The sequence below is a fragment of the Arthrobacter sp. NPDC080082 genome, assembly GCF_040686595.1.
In the GTDB taxonomy this organism is placed as follows: Bacteria; Actinomycetota; Actinomycetes; order Actinomycetales; family Micrococcaceae; genus Arthrobacter.
The window spans coordinates 21,597-36,874 of the sequence record NZ_JBFBKQ010000007.1; the positions used below are offsets into that span (position 1 = coordinate 21,597).

Genomic DNA, 15,278 nt, shown 5'->3' on the forward strand with positions numbered 1-15,278 from the left:
CCAGGCGTAGAGCGGGCACGCGCGACGTTACTGCGCCACTGCGGCCGCCGTCGCGAACACATCAGCCGGCATAGGCCGGTGCAGCTTCCACGTGATAGCGATCGGCTTCTCCCCCGCGTGCTGCACGTAGTCCACCTGGCCGAGGCACGAGTACGGAACAGTCAGGCCGGTCTCGTCCTCTGAAGTATTTCGAGTGAAGATAAGGATCTTCGAGCCGTGCGCGGCCCGGTCCAGGTAACGCTTGCCGGTCGGGCTTCCGGGGGACGTCGCGTTCTGCGATTCCCAGTGGAACAGCTCCGGGCTGATGGCGTAGTCCCTATACATGGTGGTCGCGGAGTGCTTCTTGTCGTCCTTGTTGAGCGTGACGAAGAAAGCGTCCGTGGACGTCGCAGGGCACCACGCCACGCCTTCCCGGTGCTGCACGTTCTTGCCGAGCTCCAGCGAGCCGTACTGCAGCGCCGCCAGGATTTCCTCACGCCGGTAGGTGGCGTGCGAGAGCAGCGGAACGTGCTGCAGCCCCGCGCCCAAACCCTTGGCCGCATGCTTGGACGCGGCCACTCCGAGCCTCACAACTTGGCGGATCTCGTCGCAAACGAACTGGTAGCCGCGCAGATAGTCCAGCCCGGCGTCGTACGACTGGAACCCGCCGCCGTCGTCCCAGAGTATGTAGAAGAGCATGCGGGCGAACGTCTGCTCACGCATTCCGAGCTCGGCGTAGCAGGGCGCGTCGGGGCCGACGAGCATTGAGTATGCCTCGGCGCGTTCCCGATCGTCCACATGGATCAGCGCGGCCATCCGGCCGAGGAGCCTATTTTCGTCGGCGCCGGAGAGCTCCCGGATCCTTCCGCTGAGGACCCTCTCCAACGGCGAGAACCCGTCGATCAGGCCGGCCTGGCGAAGGTAGCCGGTCCACGAGTCCTTGACGGACCGGTAGATCGACTTCACATGGTTCCCGGACCGCTGCAGATAGGCTTCCAGCTCCGTCTCCGCATATGAAGCGATGTCCCGTACCAGTTGCGCACGGTTGAACCGCAGCTGCACCTTGATGTTGTCCAGCACCACCTTCTGCGCCACTCGGTCCAGCACGATCTGCGAACCCGACGGCAGGTACGGGAACTCGTCCTCGACAGCCTTTTCCAGTTCCTTGCGCCCGTAGCCGGTGAGCGCCCGGTAGCGCAGGTCGAAGCGGAACTCACGGCGCTGCTGGCCGATAAAATCCAGAACGGTTAGCACCGCCTTGTCCTCGGCGCGGCGCAGCCCGCGCCCCAGTTGCTGGAGGAAGATCGTGGCGCTCTGCGTGGGCCGGAGCATCAGGATGGTGTCCACCTGCGGCAGGTCCAGACCCTCATTGAAGAGGTCGACGGCGAAGATGCAGTTGATCTCGCGTGCGGCGAGACGGTTCAACGCCGCCGCCCGCTCGGCGTCGTCGGTGCTGCCGTCGACGGCGACGGAGGCGATCCCGGTTCGGTTGAAGACCTCCGCCATGTAGTGGGCGTGCTGGACCGAGACGCAGAAGCCGATGGCCCGCATCTGCTCGGTGCTGGTGACCTTGTCGCGGAGTTCGCGGATCACCTTTGCGGCGCGGGCGTCGTTGCCGGTGTAGAGGCTGCTCAGCTGGGCGGTGTCGTAGTTGCCGCGTTTCCATTCCAGCCGGCTGAGGTCGACGTCGTCGGAGACGCCGAAGTAGTGGAACGGCACCAGCAGATCGGCGTCCAGGGCGTCCCAGAGACGCAGTTCGCTGGCGGTGCGCCCGTCGAAGAACTGCTGAGCGACGTCGACGCCGTCGCCGCGTTCCGGCGTCGCAGTCAGTCCCAGGAGTTGCTGCGGCTGCAGGTGGTCCAGCAGCCGGCGGTAGGTGGGCGCCATGGCGTGGTGGAACTCGTCGATGACGACCACGTCAAAGAAGTCGGGTGCCAGCTGTTCAATGCCGAGGGAGGACAGCGACTGGACGGAGGCGAAGATGTGCTTCCACTGCCCGGGTTTGTGTTCCCCGACGTAGAGTTCGCCGAAGGCGCCGTCCTGCATCACGTCGCGGTAGGTGCGCATGGCCTGCTTGAGGATTTCCTGGCGGTGCGCGACGAAGAGCAGCTTCAGGGTCTTGCCGGCCGCTTTACAGAGTCGCTTGTAGTCCAGGGCGGCGATGACGGTCTTGCCGGTGCCGGTGGCGGCGACCAGGAGATTGTGGTTGAAGCCCTTGAGCCTTTCGGCTTCCAGGTCTTCGAGCATCTCTTCCTGATGAAGGAACGGCTGGAGCTCAAGTCCCGTGGCCGCGCCGGGCACCGCTGTACGCCGGCCCCCGTTGCGTTCCAGTGCGGCGTCCAGCTTTTCGCCGTCACGTTCCGGATCGTAGCTCTGGAAGGCCCGCTGCTCCCAGTAGCTGTCGAAGGTGACTTCGAACTTTTGCAGCAGGGTCGGTGTGCCGACGGAGCTGAGCCGGACGTTCCATTCGAGGCCGTCCAGGAGCGCGGCCTGGCTGAGGTTGGAGCTGCCGACGTAGGCGGTGTCGAAGCCGGAGTTGCGGCGGAACAGCCAGGCCTTGGCGTGCAGGCGGGTGGCCTGGGTTTCGTAGTTGATCTTCACCTCGGCGCCGTACCGGTTGACGAGTTCGTCGATGGCGCGGCGTTCCGTGGCACCCATGTAGGTGGTGGTGATGACGCGGAGTTTGGCGCCGCGCTCCCTGAGTTGCGCCAGCGCTGGTTCGAGAAGTCTCAGCCCGGTCCACCGGACGAAGGCGCAGAGCAGGTCCACGGTGTTGGCGGATTCGATTTCGGTCCTGAGTTCCGCAGCGAGGTTGGGATCGTCCTTGCTGTTGGTGAGCAGGGCGGAGTCGCTCAGCCTGGTGCTGGGGCGGCGCAGGCTGCGGCGCTTGAGCGTGTCCGGGCGGTGCAGGGACTGGAGTTGGGTTGGGCCCGGGGCGATGCGTTCCTCCGTGTTCAGTTCCTGGAGGAGCCTGTTCGCGAGGGCGACGCGGTCGGCTGGTTTGGCTGCTGAGAGAGCTCGGCGGACGGCTTCTGCTATGTGGCGGGAGAGGATGTCCGGGGAGTCTTCGTCGTCGATGTCTGCGAAGACTGGCTGCAGTTCGTGCACTTGGCTCAGATGGTCACCGAGGGCATCCGTGTTGAGCAGTTCGTACAAGCCTTCGGGCAACTGTTCCGCCGCCGCTCCCCCAATGGAATCAGTCACTGCGCCAGGGTATTTGGCTGGGCCGCCAAATACCAACAAGTCGTTCTGTCCGGGGTGTCCCCTAACATTGGCAAATGACCATTTCAGTGGGGGACCTCTTTATAGAATGTGGGCTCAACCCGGGCGGCGTTGTGAAGTGGGGAGATCAAATTCCATTGGATCGGCCCGGTGTCTATGTCGTCGCATCCACCCCTGATCTCGGCGATCCAATCGGACGGACGGGGACGTATCATCCCGACCCCAAGGCGTTATATTCGCTCAAGACAGCATGCCCGTCGGTAACGATCGATGGCAGGCCCGCAACCCATGATGAACTTTCAGAGAGAATCGGCTCCTTTTGGATCCCTGATACCGCAATCCTTTACATCGGCCTCGCCGGCATCTCTGTCCGGAAGCGGGTCAACCAGTATTACGTCACTCGCATAGGTCAGCGATCACCGCACGCGGGTGGTTGGTGGCTGAAGACTTTGCTCGATCTAGAGACGCTTTTTGTCCACTACGCATCAGCTGACGTCCCGAAATCTAAAGAGGCGTTGATGCTTAGGACGTTCTCCGCCTCTGTGCCGCCGTCGGTGCGGCAAAACCTTCACGATTCCGAGCGAATTGCGCCGTTTGCGACCGTCGATGTCCAAGCGGGGCTTCGGAAGAGACACGGACTACACGAGTACAAGACAAGGCGCACCAACCCGGCTTCTTCACCCATTACTGTTGAACACGAAGAACCTGTGTTTCCCCTAGCTGCCCCCATTTCCGCACGTCCGGCGCTGACATCTTCGCGTGCCGAGGGCTCCGAAATTGGGACACGCATTGAGTCGCAAGTCATTACGGAAAAGGATCGCGCCGGCTCTAATCTGCGTATTCCGTCGCGCTCAAAATTTGCGCTGCCGGCAGCCGATGGCTTCCTATCTGTGACCTATCTGGGACAGATTATCGAGGCGCGCTGGCGGGTGAACGGGTCGCGATCAGGAACCATAGGACTTGGAAGGTCCATCATGAGTTCGATCGGCAGACCAAATAGAAGCATTTGGTTGCAGGTCAACGGGAGCTCCGTCGTCATCGATGAGGCTTGATCCTATTATGCGATCTCATTCGTTCACAGCTATGGCTGATAGCTTGAATTTCCGACGTTACGCATGGCTATTGTCAATGGAATCAAGCGCTCGCGCTTAGCCGCATTGGCTCAAAACTCATCCAAACTGCGGATGCTGGCGGCATCTTCGGTTTCTGCTGAATTCCGAGAAGGGTTCACCTCGTCCGAACCACTCTTACCATGGTTGCCGGGCTCACCAATGCCTTCAGTTAATTACTCGGCGGCCGACCCAGCGCGGAGGTGGCGTCGCGGACATCTACCCTGCGAACTCAAAGTCCACGGTGACCTCGGGATCGACGCCGCTAATGATTCCCGAGTAGAACACCTTGGCCTGTTCTTTCAAGGCATCTTCATTCTGAGCGATGTACTTTTGCTTGTTCTCATCACTGAGGATGTTGTTGACCATCCGTGTTTGGACAGCTGGCTCGGCCAACCAGCCGAGAGTGTTGTTGCTCTCCACCGGGTCCTTGAAGTTGGGGTTGTCAAAGCCGATGCCAGTGAACTGCGGGATAGTCACCTGGAACGATTTGGGGCCGGTGGTTTCAATCTTCACCTTGGACCCATCGATGCCCAATTTGGCATCAAACTCATACTGAAGCATCGTCGCTTTCTCGCTCATAGGCACGACTACGCCAAAAATCTCCCTATTGCTTTCAAACCTGTCGATGCCCTCGATGTGAAGACTAAGCAAGGCGACTTCCTGAACGCGCGTGACGGCCCGAACCACTTGAGAATCGCGTTCGCTGGAGCTGCTGCTGAAGAGGGGCTTGAGAGCGAGTGCGTTAAGCCCGCCTGACGCGAATGCGCCGACCGCTCCACCGCCCAGCAACACCAAAAGCAACAAGGCCGGCCAAAGCAATACTCGTGCTTTCAAAAACTTCATGACGATTCAATCCCCAGTTTCTCTTGACATCAAGACCTTCAAATCAAGCAGGCTTGCCTGGCCGCACCAGACAGTCAAAACACGTCCCCTGGAACCATGTTTGGATCTGACGGGAAGTCGACAGGGGCCCGCCAATCCGGTCCCCTGGCCGGAGGCATCGCCGCCTTTGCGGACGCATTAGGCCCACCGCGCTCCACGACTTTATTGCAGGTTCACTCTTTAATCGGTTCCTCGACACTTACGGCGGTCCCTTCAGCAGCCTGTTCGCCGCGCTTCTTTCGTTTGAAGAGACCCGCCACGTTCCCGCCGATGTTGCCCGCCGTTCCGGCGATAGCACCGCCGACACCCTTGACTGCCGTCAGCGCCTGGGGCTCGTCCGGAATTCCGTCGCCGTCGATGTCAACGCTCCGAAATACCCTCGACACGGTGCCGGCCGCTGTAGCCACTCCGGAGCCGACCACCGCAGCGCCCGTGGCTACGCCGCCTCCCACCGTGGTGGCAGTATCCGCTATCCAGTTTCCCGTCAGCTTCGCGGCATCCTCCATGGCTGCGAGAGCACGGTTCTGATCTGGATCGCCATCCTCGCCCTCGGGCCCGGCGGGGATGTCGAGGTGTTCGGGGAATACCTCGGGGGCTTCGGCAAACGCGGCCCGGGCCGCATTCACGACTTCGCGCCCGAACACGAAGCGCGTGACGCCGCCGGTGATGGCTCCGACGCCGTATTCGATCGTGGCCTGCTGCTTCCCGCTCAAATTTTGGCGGACGGTATCCAGCTCACCGGTCTCGATGGTGCGAACCAGACTCTGAGCTGCGCCTCCCGGAAGGCTGTCTGCGAGGGTGTTCGCCCAGTGCGACCAGTCCGATCGACCAGCCGTGGCCGTGTTGCTACTCACGATGGCGCCTTCGGCCGACGCGCTCGATAGGTCCGTGGCCATCGTCGCAATTTGTTTCTGGCTAACGCGTTCGTTTGAAAGCCCGTAGACGAGAGCCAGGGCTTGATCTTTGTCGAGATCCATCCCGTGGATATCGGCAATGGCGAGCGCGAACACCGCCGTGATTTCAAATTGCAGCTGCTCATCGCCAGCTGGAAGGAGAGCCGCAGCTCGTTGAGCACCGTTCTTCGCAGTACTCATCGCCATATTCTTTGCCGCCTGTTTCGCGGCGCTCTTTGCGGCAGTCTGGAGCGATTTCTTGGCGGCCTGTTGCCCTGCGATTTTCACTCCGGCTGCAGCGGCCCCTGCCCCGGGGATCATGGAAATGCCGATGTCAGCGGCGATCGCACCGGCGCTGATAAGGGCACCAGCGGTGGTGATCGACGTCGCGTAATGACGCTCCAGCATCTGAATGACCTCGGCCGGCGTGGCCTCAGGATGCCGCCGTCGGAGCCTCATGACGTACTTACGAGCAATGGTGTGACGGGCGCTCACTGCCTTTGCGATATCACGCGTGGCGTCTTCTCCGTCGAGCTCCGCCTCCAACGTAATGTTCTCGATGTCGGGCATCGCTGACTCCTTGGGTTGCGCCTCTAAGAGAGGTGAAAGTGGTACGGACGAGCTTTCCTACGGTCCGCTTCAGATCTTTGGCGATTCTATGGGGCACCTCCGACCACCAAGGTACGGCGCGCCTTACACGCTCAAATGACGCAAGCCTCTTGTGATATCGGCGCTTTGCCTAGGGATGCGAACGCTATTTTCGACACCCCGGAAGGGTGCCCTTCCACCGCCAAGCCCAGCCGTGCCACAGTAACCGCCATGAAAACCTTCGATCACACGGACGATCTCCACGGTGCCACCTTCACCGCCACCAACCTGCGCGGCGCGAAATTCATCCGGGCGGACCTTTCCGGCGCGGTGATGCGGGGCGTGGATCTGTCCGGGGCGGATATTGACGCGCCTTGGCTGGCCGAGGACGGGAGCACGCTGCTGCTCAACGGCGTCGACATCGTGCCGCTGGTGGAGGCCGAACTCAACCGCCGCTTCCCCGGCCGGGCCGAACGCCGGGCCACGGACCCGGACGGGCTCCGGCACGCCTGGACCCGGCTGGAGGAGGCCTGGGAACAGGCGCTGGAGCGGGCAGCGGCTCAGCCGGCCAGCGCACTCGAGGTACAGGTGGACGGGGAATGGTCCTTCGCCCAGACCCTACGCCACCTGGTGATGGCCACGGACACCTGGCTGCGCAAGGCCATCCTGGAGATCGAGCAGCCGTACCACTCCCTGGGGCAGCCCAACGCAGAATTCGAAACCGACGGCTACGACCTCTCCGTCTTCGCCGCCGAACCGCCGCGGTACCAAGAAGTCTTGGGAGCGCGACAAGACCGGCAGACGATGGTCCGGGACTTCCTCGCCGCCGTCGCGCCCGCAAGACCTGGACGCAGAGCGTCGGAACCCGTGGGCGCCGGACCACGCGGTCACCGTCCGCTCCTGCCTGCACACCATCCTCAACGAGGAGTGGGACCACCTGCGGTACGCCCTCCGCGACCTCGACGCCGTCGAACACGGCGCCGGCGGCGCCCCGAGCACGGAGTCACATAGCAAACAAATCTGATGAAAAACGGGAGAAAAACCCGGCACTGACAGGGAACCGCGTTCGTTGGCCTAGGTACCACGCCCCCGCCGACCACCCCGGCCGACACCTAATGAGGCAACATGCAGGTTCCCACCACCGTCTGGATACTGACCATCATCGGAATTGTGGGCCTGCTGGCCTTCGATTTCTTTTTCCACGTCCGCAAGGCCCACACCCCCAGCCTGAAGGAAGCGACCATCTGGTCCTCCATCTACGTGGGCCTGGCGCTGCTGTTCGGCGTCGGCGTGCTGATCTTCGGCGGCGTGGACATGGGGACCGAATACTTCGCCGGCTACGTCACTGAGAAGGCCCTCTCCGTGGACAACCTCTTCGTCTTTCTCATCATCATGTCCAGCTTCCGGGTGCCGCGGGCGGACCAGCAGAAGGCGCTGCTGTTCGGCATCGTCTTCTCCCTGATCGCCCGCACCGCGTTCATCTTCCTGGGCGCGGCCCTGATCAGCAGCTTCTCCTGGGTGTTCTACATCTTCGGCCTGATCCTCCTTCTCACCGCCGGCAACCTGCTCAAGCCCGACTCCCACGAGGACGACGAGAAGGACGGCCTGATCGTCCGGCTCACCAAGAAGTTCCTCCCGGCGTCGTCCAACTACGACGGCGACAAACTCTTCACGGTCGAGAACGGCAAACGCGTCCTCACCCCCATGCTCCTGGTGATGGTGGCGATCGGCGGCACGGACATCCTCTTCGCCCTCGACTCCATCCCCGCCATCTTCGGCCTGACCCAGAACGTCTTCGTGGTCTTCACCGCCACCGCGTTCTCCCTGATGGGCCTGCGGCAGCTCTACTTCCTGATCGACGGGCTGCTGGACCGGCTCATCTACCTCTCCTACGGGCTGGCCGCCGTGCTGGGCTTCATCGGCGTCAAGCTGGTGCTGCACGCCCTGCACGAGAACAACCTGCCGTTCATCAACGACGGCGAACACGTCAACGTGATCGAGGTCAGCACCGGCGCGTCCCTGCTGGTGATCCTGGGCGTCCTCACCATCACGGTCCTGGCCTCCATCTTCAGCCCCAAGGGCAAGGCCAAGAACGCCGTTTCCGGCGCCAAGCGGCACGCCGTCGAATACCTGGACCTCAACTACGAAACCGACATCACCGAGCGCGAGCGGATCTTCGCCAAGATGGTGGCCGAGGAACAGCAGCTCCAAGCCCTGCCGGAGAAGTACAAGTCCCTGGTCCACCACGAGACCGAGTTCAAGGACCTGCTGCGCCGCGCCCACGCCGAACACGACAAGGCGCTGCAGCGGGAGGGGTTGCGGTAGGTCCCACTTCCTGCTGCCCCGCTGCCCGGCCGCTTTTCACCGGCCATTTTTCACGGGCCCAGCGGCGGCGCGGCAGAATGGAAGCATGACCCTCACAACCTTCGCCCTCATCCGCCACGGCCAGACCGACTGGAACGCCGAGCGCAGGTTGCAGGGGTCCACCGACATCCCGCTCAACGACGTCGGCCGCGCCCAGGCGCGCGACGCCGTCGCCGCCCTCTCCGCTTACCGGTGGGATGCGATTGTCTCCTCGCCGCTGAGCCGGGCCGCCGAAACCGCGGACCTGATCGCCGCCGGGCTGGGCCTCAGCGTGGCCCGCCGTGTCCCCGAGCTCACCGAACGCGCCTACGGCCCCGCCGAGGGCATGACCGACGGCCCCGAGCTGGACAAACTGCGGATCCCCAACGGCTTCCGCGGCGCCGAGAGCGAGGAGGACGCCGCCGGGCGCGGGCTCGCCGCCCTGGAGGCCCTGGCCGAGGAGTACCGCGGCGGCCACGTCCTGGTGGTGGCACACGGGTCCCTCCTGCGGGTCAGCCTCAGCCGGGCAGCCGGACGCCACCTGGACAGTGTGGAGAACGCCGCCCTCAACCTGGCCCACCACCACCCGGAAGACGGCTGGAAGCTCGAATACTTCAACGGCGAGCGCCTCAGCACCATCGTGTAATCCGCCGCGTCACACTCGTGGCTGCGGCAATCCCAATTTTCATCGTCTTCTCGAGTCAGGAGATGGACACATCGGCGTCACGTGATACCCAAAAAACTGAGATGCCTAGCCCGGAAAGTGCCGGCTGAATTTTTCCAAATGACATCCGGTGTAAGGCATTATCGGGCAGAGCGATTCCAGCTTCGGCTCCCCGGGAAGCCGCGTGCAAAGCTTTGTAGGTCGCCATGGCAACATGCGTAGTGACCTGGCTGCCGTTGAAAGGGCTCCCGAATCTCTTGCTCAGCGGATCTGAGCTTCCCTCACCCTTAGCCTCGATAATAAGAAGGCGATCAGCTTGCTGGGCAACTATGTCGTCGCCGTGTACCCGTCCCAACGCAGGAGCCCAGCTCTTCACGGTCCAGCCCTCGCCCTCAAGATGAAAACGCACGGCCAGAGAAACTTCGTCCTCGGTAAGTAGTTCAGCTGACTCCCGGCGAAAGTAAGGGCTCATGACTCGAGTATGGCCCAAGGCTCCGGCTCGGACGGTGGTCAACTTCCAGTGGAAACCTGATTACCGCCCAACACGCGCCGGCCCTCTCCCTGCCACTCGTCACACCCGGCGGGCTGCCCTGCGGCGTGAGTATTGTGGGACCCGTACACCGTGACCTGGACCTGCTGCGCCTGGCCCGCCGGCTCGGCCCCCGCTGAGCCCGCCACCCGCACGCCGCCCGACCGGCCACCGCACCGAAAGACAACACCATGCTCAAGCGACTGAAATCCACCGAACCGGACCGGCTGAACCTGACCCTGATGCTGGTCCTGACCTTCTCCACCGGCATCATCGACGCCGTGGGTTACCTGGGCCTGGACCGGGTGTTCACCGGCAACATGACCGGCAACGTGGTGATCCTGGGCATGGCGCTGATCGGTGCGGACAACCTGCCCGTGGTGGGCCCGTCGATCGCGCTGGCCTGCTTCATGGTGGGCGCGGTGATCGCGGGCCGGACGCTTCGTCCCGAGGCCGCGGGCTGGAGCCGCCGCACCACCGTGCTGCTGGCCGCCGTCGGGCTCACCATGAGCGCGATCGCCGTCGTTCTCACCGTCCACGCCCCGCACGCCGGGGACCCGGTGACCCTGACCATCACCGGCGCGCTGGCCGTGGCAATGGGCATGCAGGCCGCCACCGCCCGGCATCTGGCCGTCAAGGACGTCACCACCGTGGTGGTCACCTCCACCCTGACCGGTCTGGCCGCCGACTCCCGGCTGGGCGGCGGCACCGGCGCGCACACCGGCCGCCGGCTGGGCGCCGTGGTGCTCATCCTGGCCGGCGCCACCGCGGGCGCGGGGCTGCTGCACATCCACCCCGGCCTCGGCGTGATGGCGACGGCGGCGCTGACCCTGCTGGTGGCGCTCACCGGGGAGATCGCCCGGGAACGCGCCGTCCACGACGCCGAGCTGGAGCCGGCCCCGCGCTGACCGTTTCCGGGCCGCGGGCCTTGGGCTTAGCGGGTCTTGGGTTCCCGCCAGGCGAGCGAGACCATCAGCACCACGGCGCCGAGGCCCAGCATCACGAACACCATCAGCCCCCAGTTGGCCTGGTTCACGCCGCTGCCGTAGAAGATGCCGATCAGCACGGTGGCGGTGATCGCGCCCAGGTACCGGCAGGTCTGGTAGATCCCGGCCGCGACGCCGCGCTCCTCCAGCCGGGTGGACGAATACATGCCCTGGCTGGAGGCGATGCTGACCACGCAGTACGGCACGCCCAGCAGTGCGGTCATGGCGAGGACCAGCGGGACGGCCAGGGACGCGGTCAGCAGCCACATGGCCCCGGACGCGGCGAGCAGCAGCACGACGCCGGCGATCAGCACCCGCCGCACGCCGTACCGGTCGATGCCCTTGACGGCGGCGGGGGTGCCCACCACGGAGATGGCCGCCAGCGGCAGCATCAGCAGGCCGACGACGCCCGGGTCGTACCCGCCGGCGGTTTGCAGCAGCTGCGGCAGGCCGAAGAACGCGAAGTAGTAGACGCCGCTGAACAGCACAAAGCCCAGGTACACCAGCAGCAGCGGCCGGTTCCGGCCGAGCAGCCGCAGGTCCAGGAACGGCGGGCTGAACCGCAGTTCCCGCACGGCGAACAGCACCGCCAGGACCACTCCGGCGCCCAGCAGCCACCAGCGGTAGCCGGGCAGCACGTTCAGCAGCGCCATCATCACCAGCGTCAGGGCGCCGATGAACGCCCCGATGCCGGGCAGGTCCGAGTCCCGCACCAGGTCCGCCACCTTGCCGCGTTCCCGTTCGCCGTCCGCGGGGGCGAAGCGGCGGACGATCAGGATGGAGGCCAGGGCCAGCGGCACGTTGATCAGGAACAGCGCCTCCCAGCCCACCAGGCTCACCAGCAGGCCGCCCACCACCGGGCCGACGGCCGCGGCGGAGGTGTTGGCCATCTGGATCCGGCCCAGCGGCCGGGTGGAGGGCACGTTGGCCTGCTTGGCCAGGGCGGCGACCATGACGACGGCGCTGGGATAGGCGCTCGCGGTGCCGAGCGCCATGAAGGCCCGGGCCACGCAGAGCAGCGCGAAGTTGGGCGCGAACGGGGCGAAGGCGCAGGTGGCCGCCACCAGGACCATGCCCAGCAGGAACAGCCGGCGCGGGCCGAACCGGTCCGCCAGCTTGCCCATCAGCGGCTGCCCGGCGGCGGACGTGAGGTAGAACGAGGTCACCACCCAGGTGACGGTGGCGACGTCGAGCTGGAAGTCGGCCTGCAGCACCACCAGGGCGACGGCGATCATCGAGGAGTTCAACGGGTTCAGCGCGGTGCCAAGGCTGAGCCCTGCGATGGCCAGACCGGTCCGGGGAGAGTTGCTCACGGCAACAGTCTGTCCCATGCGGGGCGCTGATTCGAAACGGTGTCCACGGGCGGGTTCGGCTTGCCGCGGGCCGTCCCCGTTGCGGCGGCACGGTCCCCGGGTGGGCCTTGCGGGCGGCGTTACGCTGGGAGTGCAGCTGCAGCAGCCGGCCGCCGGAACCGTTCAGCGTGGAGCATCCATGACCCAGGCCACCGCAGACCCGCCCGCCGACGCGCCCGGCGCCCACGCCGTCGAGCCCGCTGTGACCGGCACGCCCGCAGCTCAAGCCAGCCCCGGCACGCCGGGGCCCCGCGACGCCGACCTCCAGCGGATCGCGGCGGAGACCTTCGGCATCGGCACCCTGCGCGGCGGCCAGCTCGAGGGCATGGCCGCCCTGGCCGCAGGCCGCGACCTGCTGGCCGTGATGCCCACCAGTTACGGCAAGTCGCTGACCTACCAGGTCCCCGGCCTGCTGCTGCATCGCTCCGGCACCCGCTGCGGACCCACCCTGGTGATCTCGCCGCTGATCTCGCTGCAGGAGGACCAGCTGGAAGGGATCAACGGCGCCGCCGGGCCGGGCACCGCCGTCGCCATCAACTCCGCCCACACCGCCGCGGAACAGGACCGGGCCTGGGCCGCGGCGGAGGACGGGACCGCGGCCTTCCTCTTCCTGGCCCCGGAACAGCTGGCCAAGGACAGCACCGTGGAGCGGCTCGCCACGCTGGGGCTTCCGCTGCTGGTGGTGGACGAGGCGCACTGCGTCACCTCCTGGGGCCACGACTTCCGCCCCGACTACCTGCGCCTGGGCGAGGTCCGCGGGCGCCTGGGCAACCCGACGACGGCGGCCCTCACCGCCACCGCGGCCGCCCCGGTCCGCGAGGAGATCCAGCAGCGGCTGCACCTGGACCGGCCGCTGGTGCTGGTCCGTGGCTTCGACCGGCCGAACATCCACCTGGCCGTGACCCGGCATCACGAGGACAAGGAAAAGCGCCGGTCCGTGACCGCGCAGGCTGCCGGATTCGTGGCGGAGCTGCGCGGCCCGGGCCTGATCTACGCCGCCAAACGCAAGGACACCGAAAAGTACGCGGCGAAACTGACCCGGACCGGGATCCGGGCCGCCGCGTACCACGCCGGCATGCCCGCCTCCGAGCGCACCCGGGTGCACGAGGCCTTCCAGGCCGGAACCCTGGACGTGGTGGCGGCGACCACCGCGTTCGGCATGGGCATCGACAAGCCGGACGTCCGCTTCGTGCTGCACGCGGACATCCCGGAATCCCTGGACAGCTACTACCAGCAGTTCGGCCGCGCCGGACGTGATGGCCGACCCGCCCGGGCGGTGCTGCACTACCGGTCCGAGGACCTGGGCCTGCGCCGCTTCTTCACCACGCACACGCCGAACCAGCCCTCCCTGCGGGTGCTGCTGGCGGTCCTGGCCGCCAAGGACACGCCGCTCGCCCGCGACGAGCTCGCGTCCCGGACCCACTTCCCGTCCCGGCGGATCACCGCCCTGCTGAACCAACTGCAGGACACCGGTCTGCTTAACGCCGACGACGGCGGTGTGCGGCTCACCGGAGACCCGGAGGCGGCGCTGGCGCTGGCCGTCGACCTCGCCGAGACGCGGGGGCGGGTGGACCGGTCCCGGGTGGAGATGATCCGCGGCTACGCCGAGACCCACCACTGCCGGCGGCAGTTCCTGCTGGGCTACTTCGGCGAAGAGCTGCCCGGGCCCTGCGGTAACTGCGATACCTGCCAGTCAGGAGAGGCTGCTCCGGGTGGGGCCGCGGACGACGGCAAGGATTCCGGGGGCGGCGAGTCCGGGGACGGCTTTCCGGTGGGGTCCGCGGTGGTCCACGCCGACTGGGGTCCGGGCCAGGTGATCCAGTGCGACGGCGACGTCCTCACCGTGCTGTTCGATTCCGAGGGCTACAAGACCCTCTCCCATCGGGCCGTCCTGGAGCGGGGCCTCCTGAAGCGTGCCTGCTGACACCGGGCAGCTGAACATGAACGCGGCCGAAAAGCCCACTCCAAGTCTCAGTACGTAACGTCGAAGCCGGTGAACTCGCCGGTGGCCGGGGAGAGGGACTCCTCCACCTGGTCGACCCGGCCGGGCGCGTCCGGGGACCGCAACCAGGCCCGGAGCTCCAGCACCACCGACTGCGGCCCCTCCGCCACGAGCCGCACCGAGCCGTCGTCGTCGTTCCGGACCGTGCCGGTGAGCCCCAGCTTGGCGGCCTTCCGCACCGTCCAGTACCGGAAGCCAACCGCCTGGACCATGCCCGTGACCCGGGCCGTGAGCCGCACGCCGGCGCCGCCGTCGGGCCCGGACCGCTCCCCCGCATTCTCCGCCATGGACCCAATCTAGCCCCGCCCCGGAGTGTCCGGTATCCGGGACCTTCGCCCCTTTCAGCCCCCGCACGGCATTGCGGAGGGTGGAAGAAGACCCTCCGGCGGGGTCCCGGGGACACCATCCGACGTCCCGCGCACGCCCCGGATCGCCTGAAAGGAAAAGACAATGGCAGGACAATTCGAGATCTTCACCGACACAGATTCGAACGTCCGGTTCCGGCTGTTGGGGGCGGACGGCACAGTGCTCGCTGTCTCCAAACCCTTCACGGACAAGCGCTCCGCCGCGGACGGCATCATGGCCGTCCGCGAATGCGCCGGAACCGGCCTGATCCGGGAATCACACGCCACCCCCTGGGGCGGCACCACGTGGACCAAGAGCAGCCAGGCCGCCCGGGCCGGGCACCACCACCTCCGGAGGCACCTGCCCGCCGTGTAAACCGTG

Annotated in this window: 13 protein-coding genes; 7 read left to right on the forward strand and 6 right to left on the reverse strand. The window is 65.8% G+C overall.

The annotated features are described in order from the left end of the window. Positions 1–27: 27 nt before the first annotated feature. Positions 28–3,183: a DUF3427 domain-containing protein gene (locus AB0O44_RS14385; RefSeq protein WP_364138534.1), complete on the reverse strand. Its 3,156-nt coding sequence runs from the start codon at positions 3,181–3,183 to the stop codon at positions 28–30. 74 nt (positions 3,184–3,257) lie between these two features. Here AB0O44_RS14385 and AB0O44_RS14390 point away from each other — a divergent pair, with 74 nt between their 5' ends. Next, entirely contained in the window at positions 3,258–4,253 is a 996-nt protein-coding gene (locus AB0O44_RS14390; RefSeq protein WP_364138537.1) for a hypothetical protein, read from the forward strand. 276 nt (positions 4,254–4,529) lie between these two features. On the opposite strand, the gene AB0O44_RS14395 is transcribed toward AB0O44_RS14390, so the two are convergent. Together AB0O44_RS14395 and AB0O44_RS14400 are read right to left on the reverse strand one after the other, a co-directional pair. Further along, positions 4,530–5,156 (reverse strand): hypothetical protein, encoded by a 627-nt coding sequence (locus AB0O44_RS14395; protein ID WP_364138539.1) that lies wholly within the window; start codon positions 5,154–5,156, stop codon positions 4,530–4,532. A 212-nt stretch (positions 5,157–5,368) separates the two neighbouring features. Beyond that, positions 5,369–6,658: a hypothetical protein gene (locus AB0O44_RS14400; protein ID WP_364138542.1), complete on the reverse strand. Its 1,290-nt coding sequence runs from the start codon at positions 6,656–6,658 to the stop codon at positions 5,369–5,371. Between the two features lie 249 nt (positions 6,659–6,907). On the opposite strand from AB0O44_RS14400, the gene AB0O44_RS14405 reads away from it, so the two are divergent. The 3 genes from AB0O44_RS14405 (at position 6,908) to AB0O44_RS14415 (ending at position 9,665) form a co-directional block, all read left to right on the forward strand. Further along, positions 6,908–7,687, forward strand: a complete 780-nt coding sequence (locus AB0O44_RS14405; protein ID WP_364138544.1) for a DinB family protein — start codon at positions 6,908–6,910, stop codon at positions 7,685–7,687. Between the two features lie 114 nt (positions 7,688–7,801). Then, the gene (locus AB0O44_RS14410) at positions 7,802–9,001 is read left to right on the forward strand and encodes a TerC family protein (protein WP_364138547.1); all 1,200 of its coding nucleotides are present in this window, start codon (positions 7,802–7,804) and stop codon (positions 8,999–9,001) included. A gap of 85 nt (positions 9,002–9,086) precedes the next feature. After that, positions 9,087–9,665 (forward strand): histidine phosphatase family protein, encoded by a 579-nt coding sequence (locus tag AB0O44_RS14415; RefSeq protein ID WP_364138549.1) that lies wholly within the window; start codon positions 9,087–9,089, stop codon positions 9,663–9,665. A 55-nt stretch (positions 9,666–9,720) separates the two neighbouring features. On the opposite strand, the gene AB0O44_RS14420 is transcribed toward AB0O44_RS14415, so the two are convergent. After that, a complete protein-coding gene (locus tag AB0O44_RS14420; protein WP_364138552.1) occupies positions 9,721–10,155 on the reverse strand; it encodes a hypothetical protein in 435 nt (144 codons plus the stop codon). A 248-nt stretch (positions 10,156–10,403) separates the two neighbouring features. On the opposite strand from AB0O44_RS14420, the gene AB0O44_RS14425 reads away from it, so the two are divergent. Next, a complete protein-coding gene (locus tag AB0O44_RS14425) occupies positions 10,404–11,120 on the forward strand; it encodes a YoaK family protein (protein WP_364138555.1) in 717 nt (238 codons plus the stop codon). 26 nt (positions 11,121–11,146) lie between these two features. On the opposite strand, the gene AB0O44_RS14430 is transcribed toward AB0O44_RS14425, so the two are convergent. Then, on the reverse strand, positions 11,147–12,511 hold the full coding sequence (locus tag AB0O44_RS14430; RefSeq protein WP_364138557.1) for an MFS transporter: 1,365 nt from the start codon (positions 12,509–12,511) through the stop codon (positions 11,147–11,149). 178 nt (positions 12,512–12,689) lie between these two features. Here AB0O44_RS14430 and AB0O44_RS14435 point away from each other — a divergent pair, with 178 nt between their 5' ends. Beyond that, positions 12,690–14,474, forward strand: coding sequence for a RecQ family ATP-dependent DNA helicase (locus tag AB0O44_RS14435; RefSeq protein ID WP_364138559.1), 1,785 nt, complete (start codon positions 12,690–12,692; stop codon positions 14,472–14,474). Positions 14,475–14,521: 47 nt separating this feature from the next. Here AB0O44_RS14435 and AB0O44_RS14440 read toward each other — a convergent pair whose 3' ends face one another. After that, positions 14,522–14,839, reverse strand: coding sequence for an acylphosphatase (locus AB0O44_RS14440; protein ID WP_364138561.1), 318 nt, complete (start codon positions 14,837–14,839; stop codon positions 14,522–14,524). Between the two features lie 163 nt (positions 14,840–15,002). Between AB0O44_RS14440 and AB0O44_RS14445 the strand changes: the two genes are divergently transcribed. Beyond that, the gene (locus AB0O44_RS14445; protein WP_364138563.1) at positions 15,003–15,272 is read left to right on the forward strand and encodes a DUF1508 domain-containing protein; all 270 of its coding nucleotides are present in this window, start codon (positions 15,003–15,005) and stop codon (positions 15,270–15,272) included. Positions 15,273–15,278 lie beyond the last annotated feature (6 nt).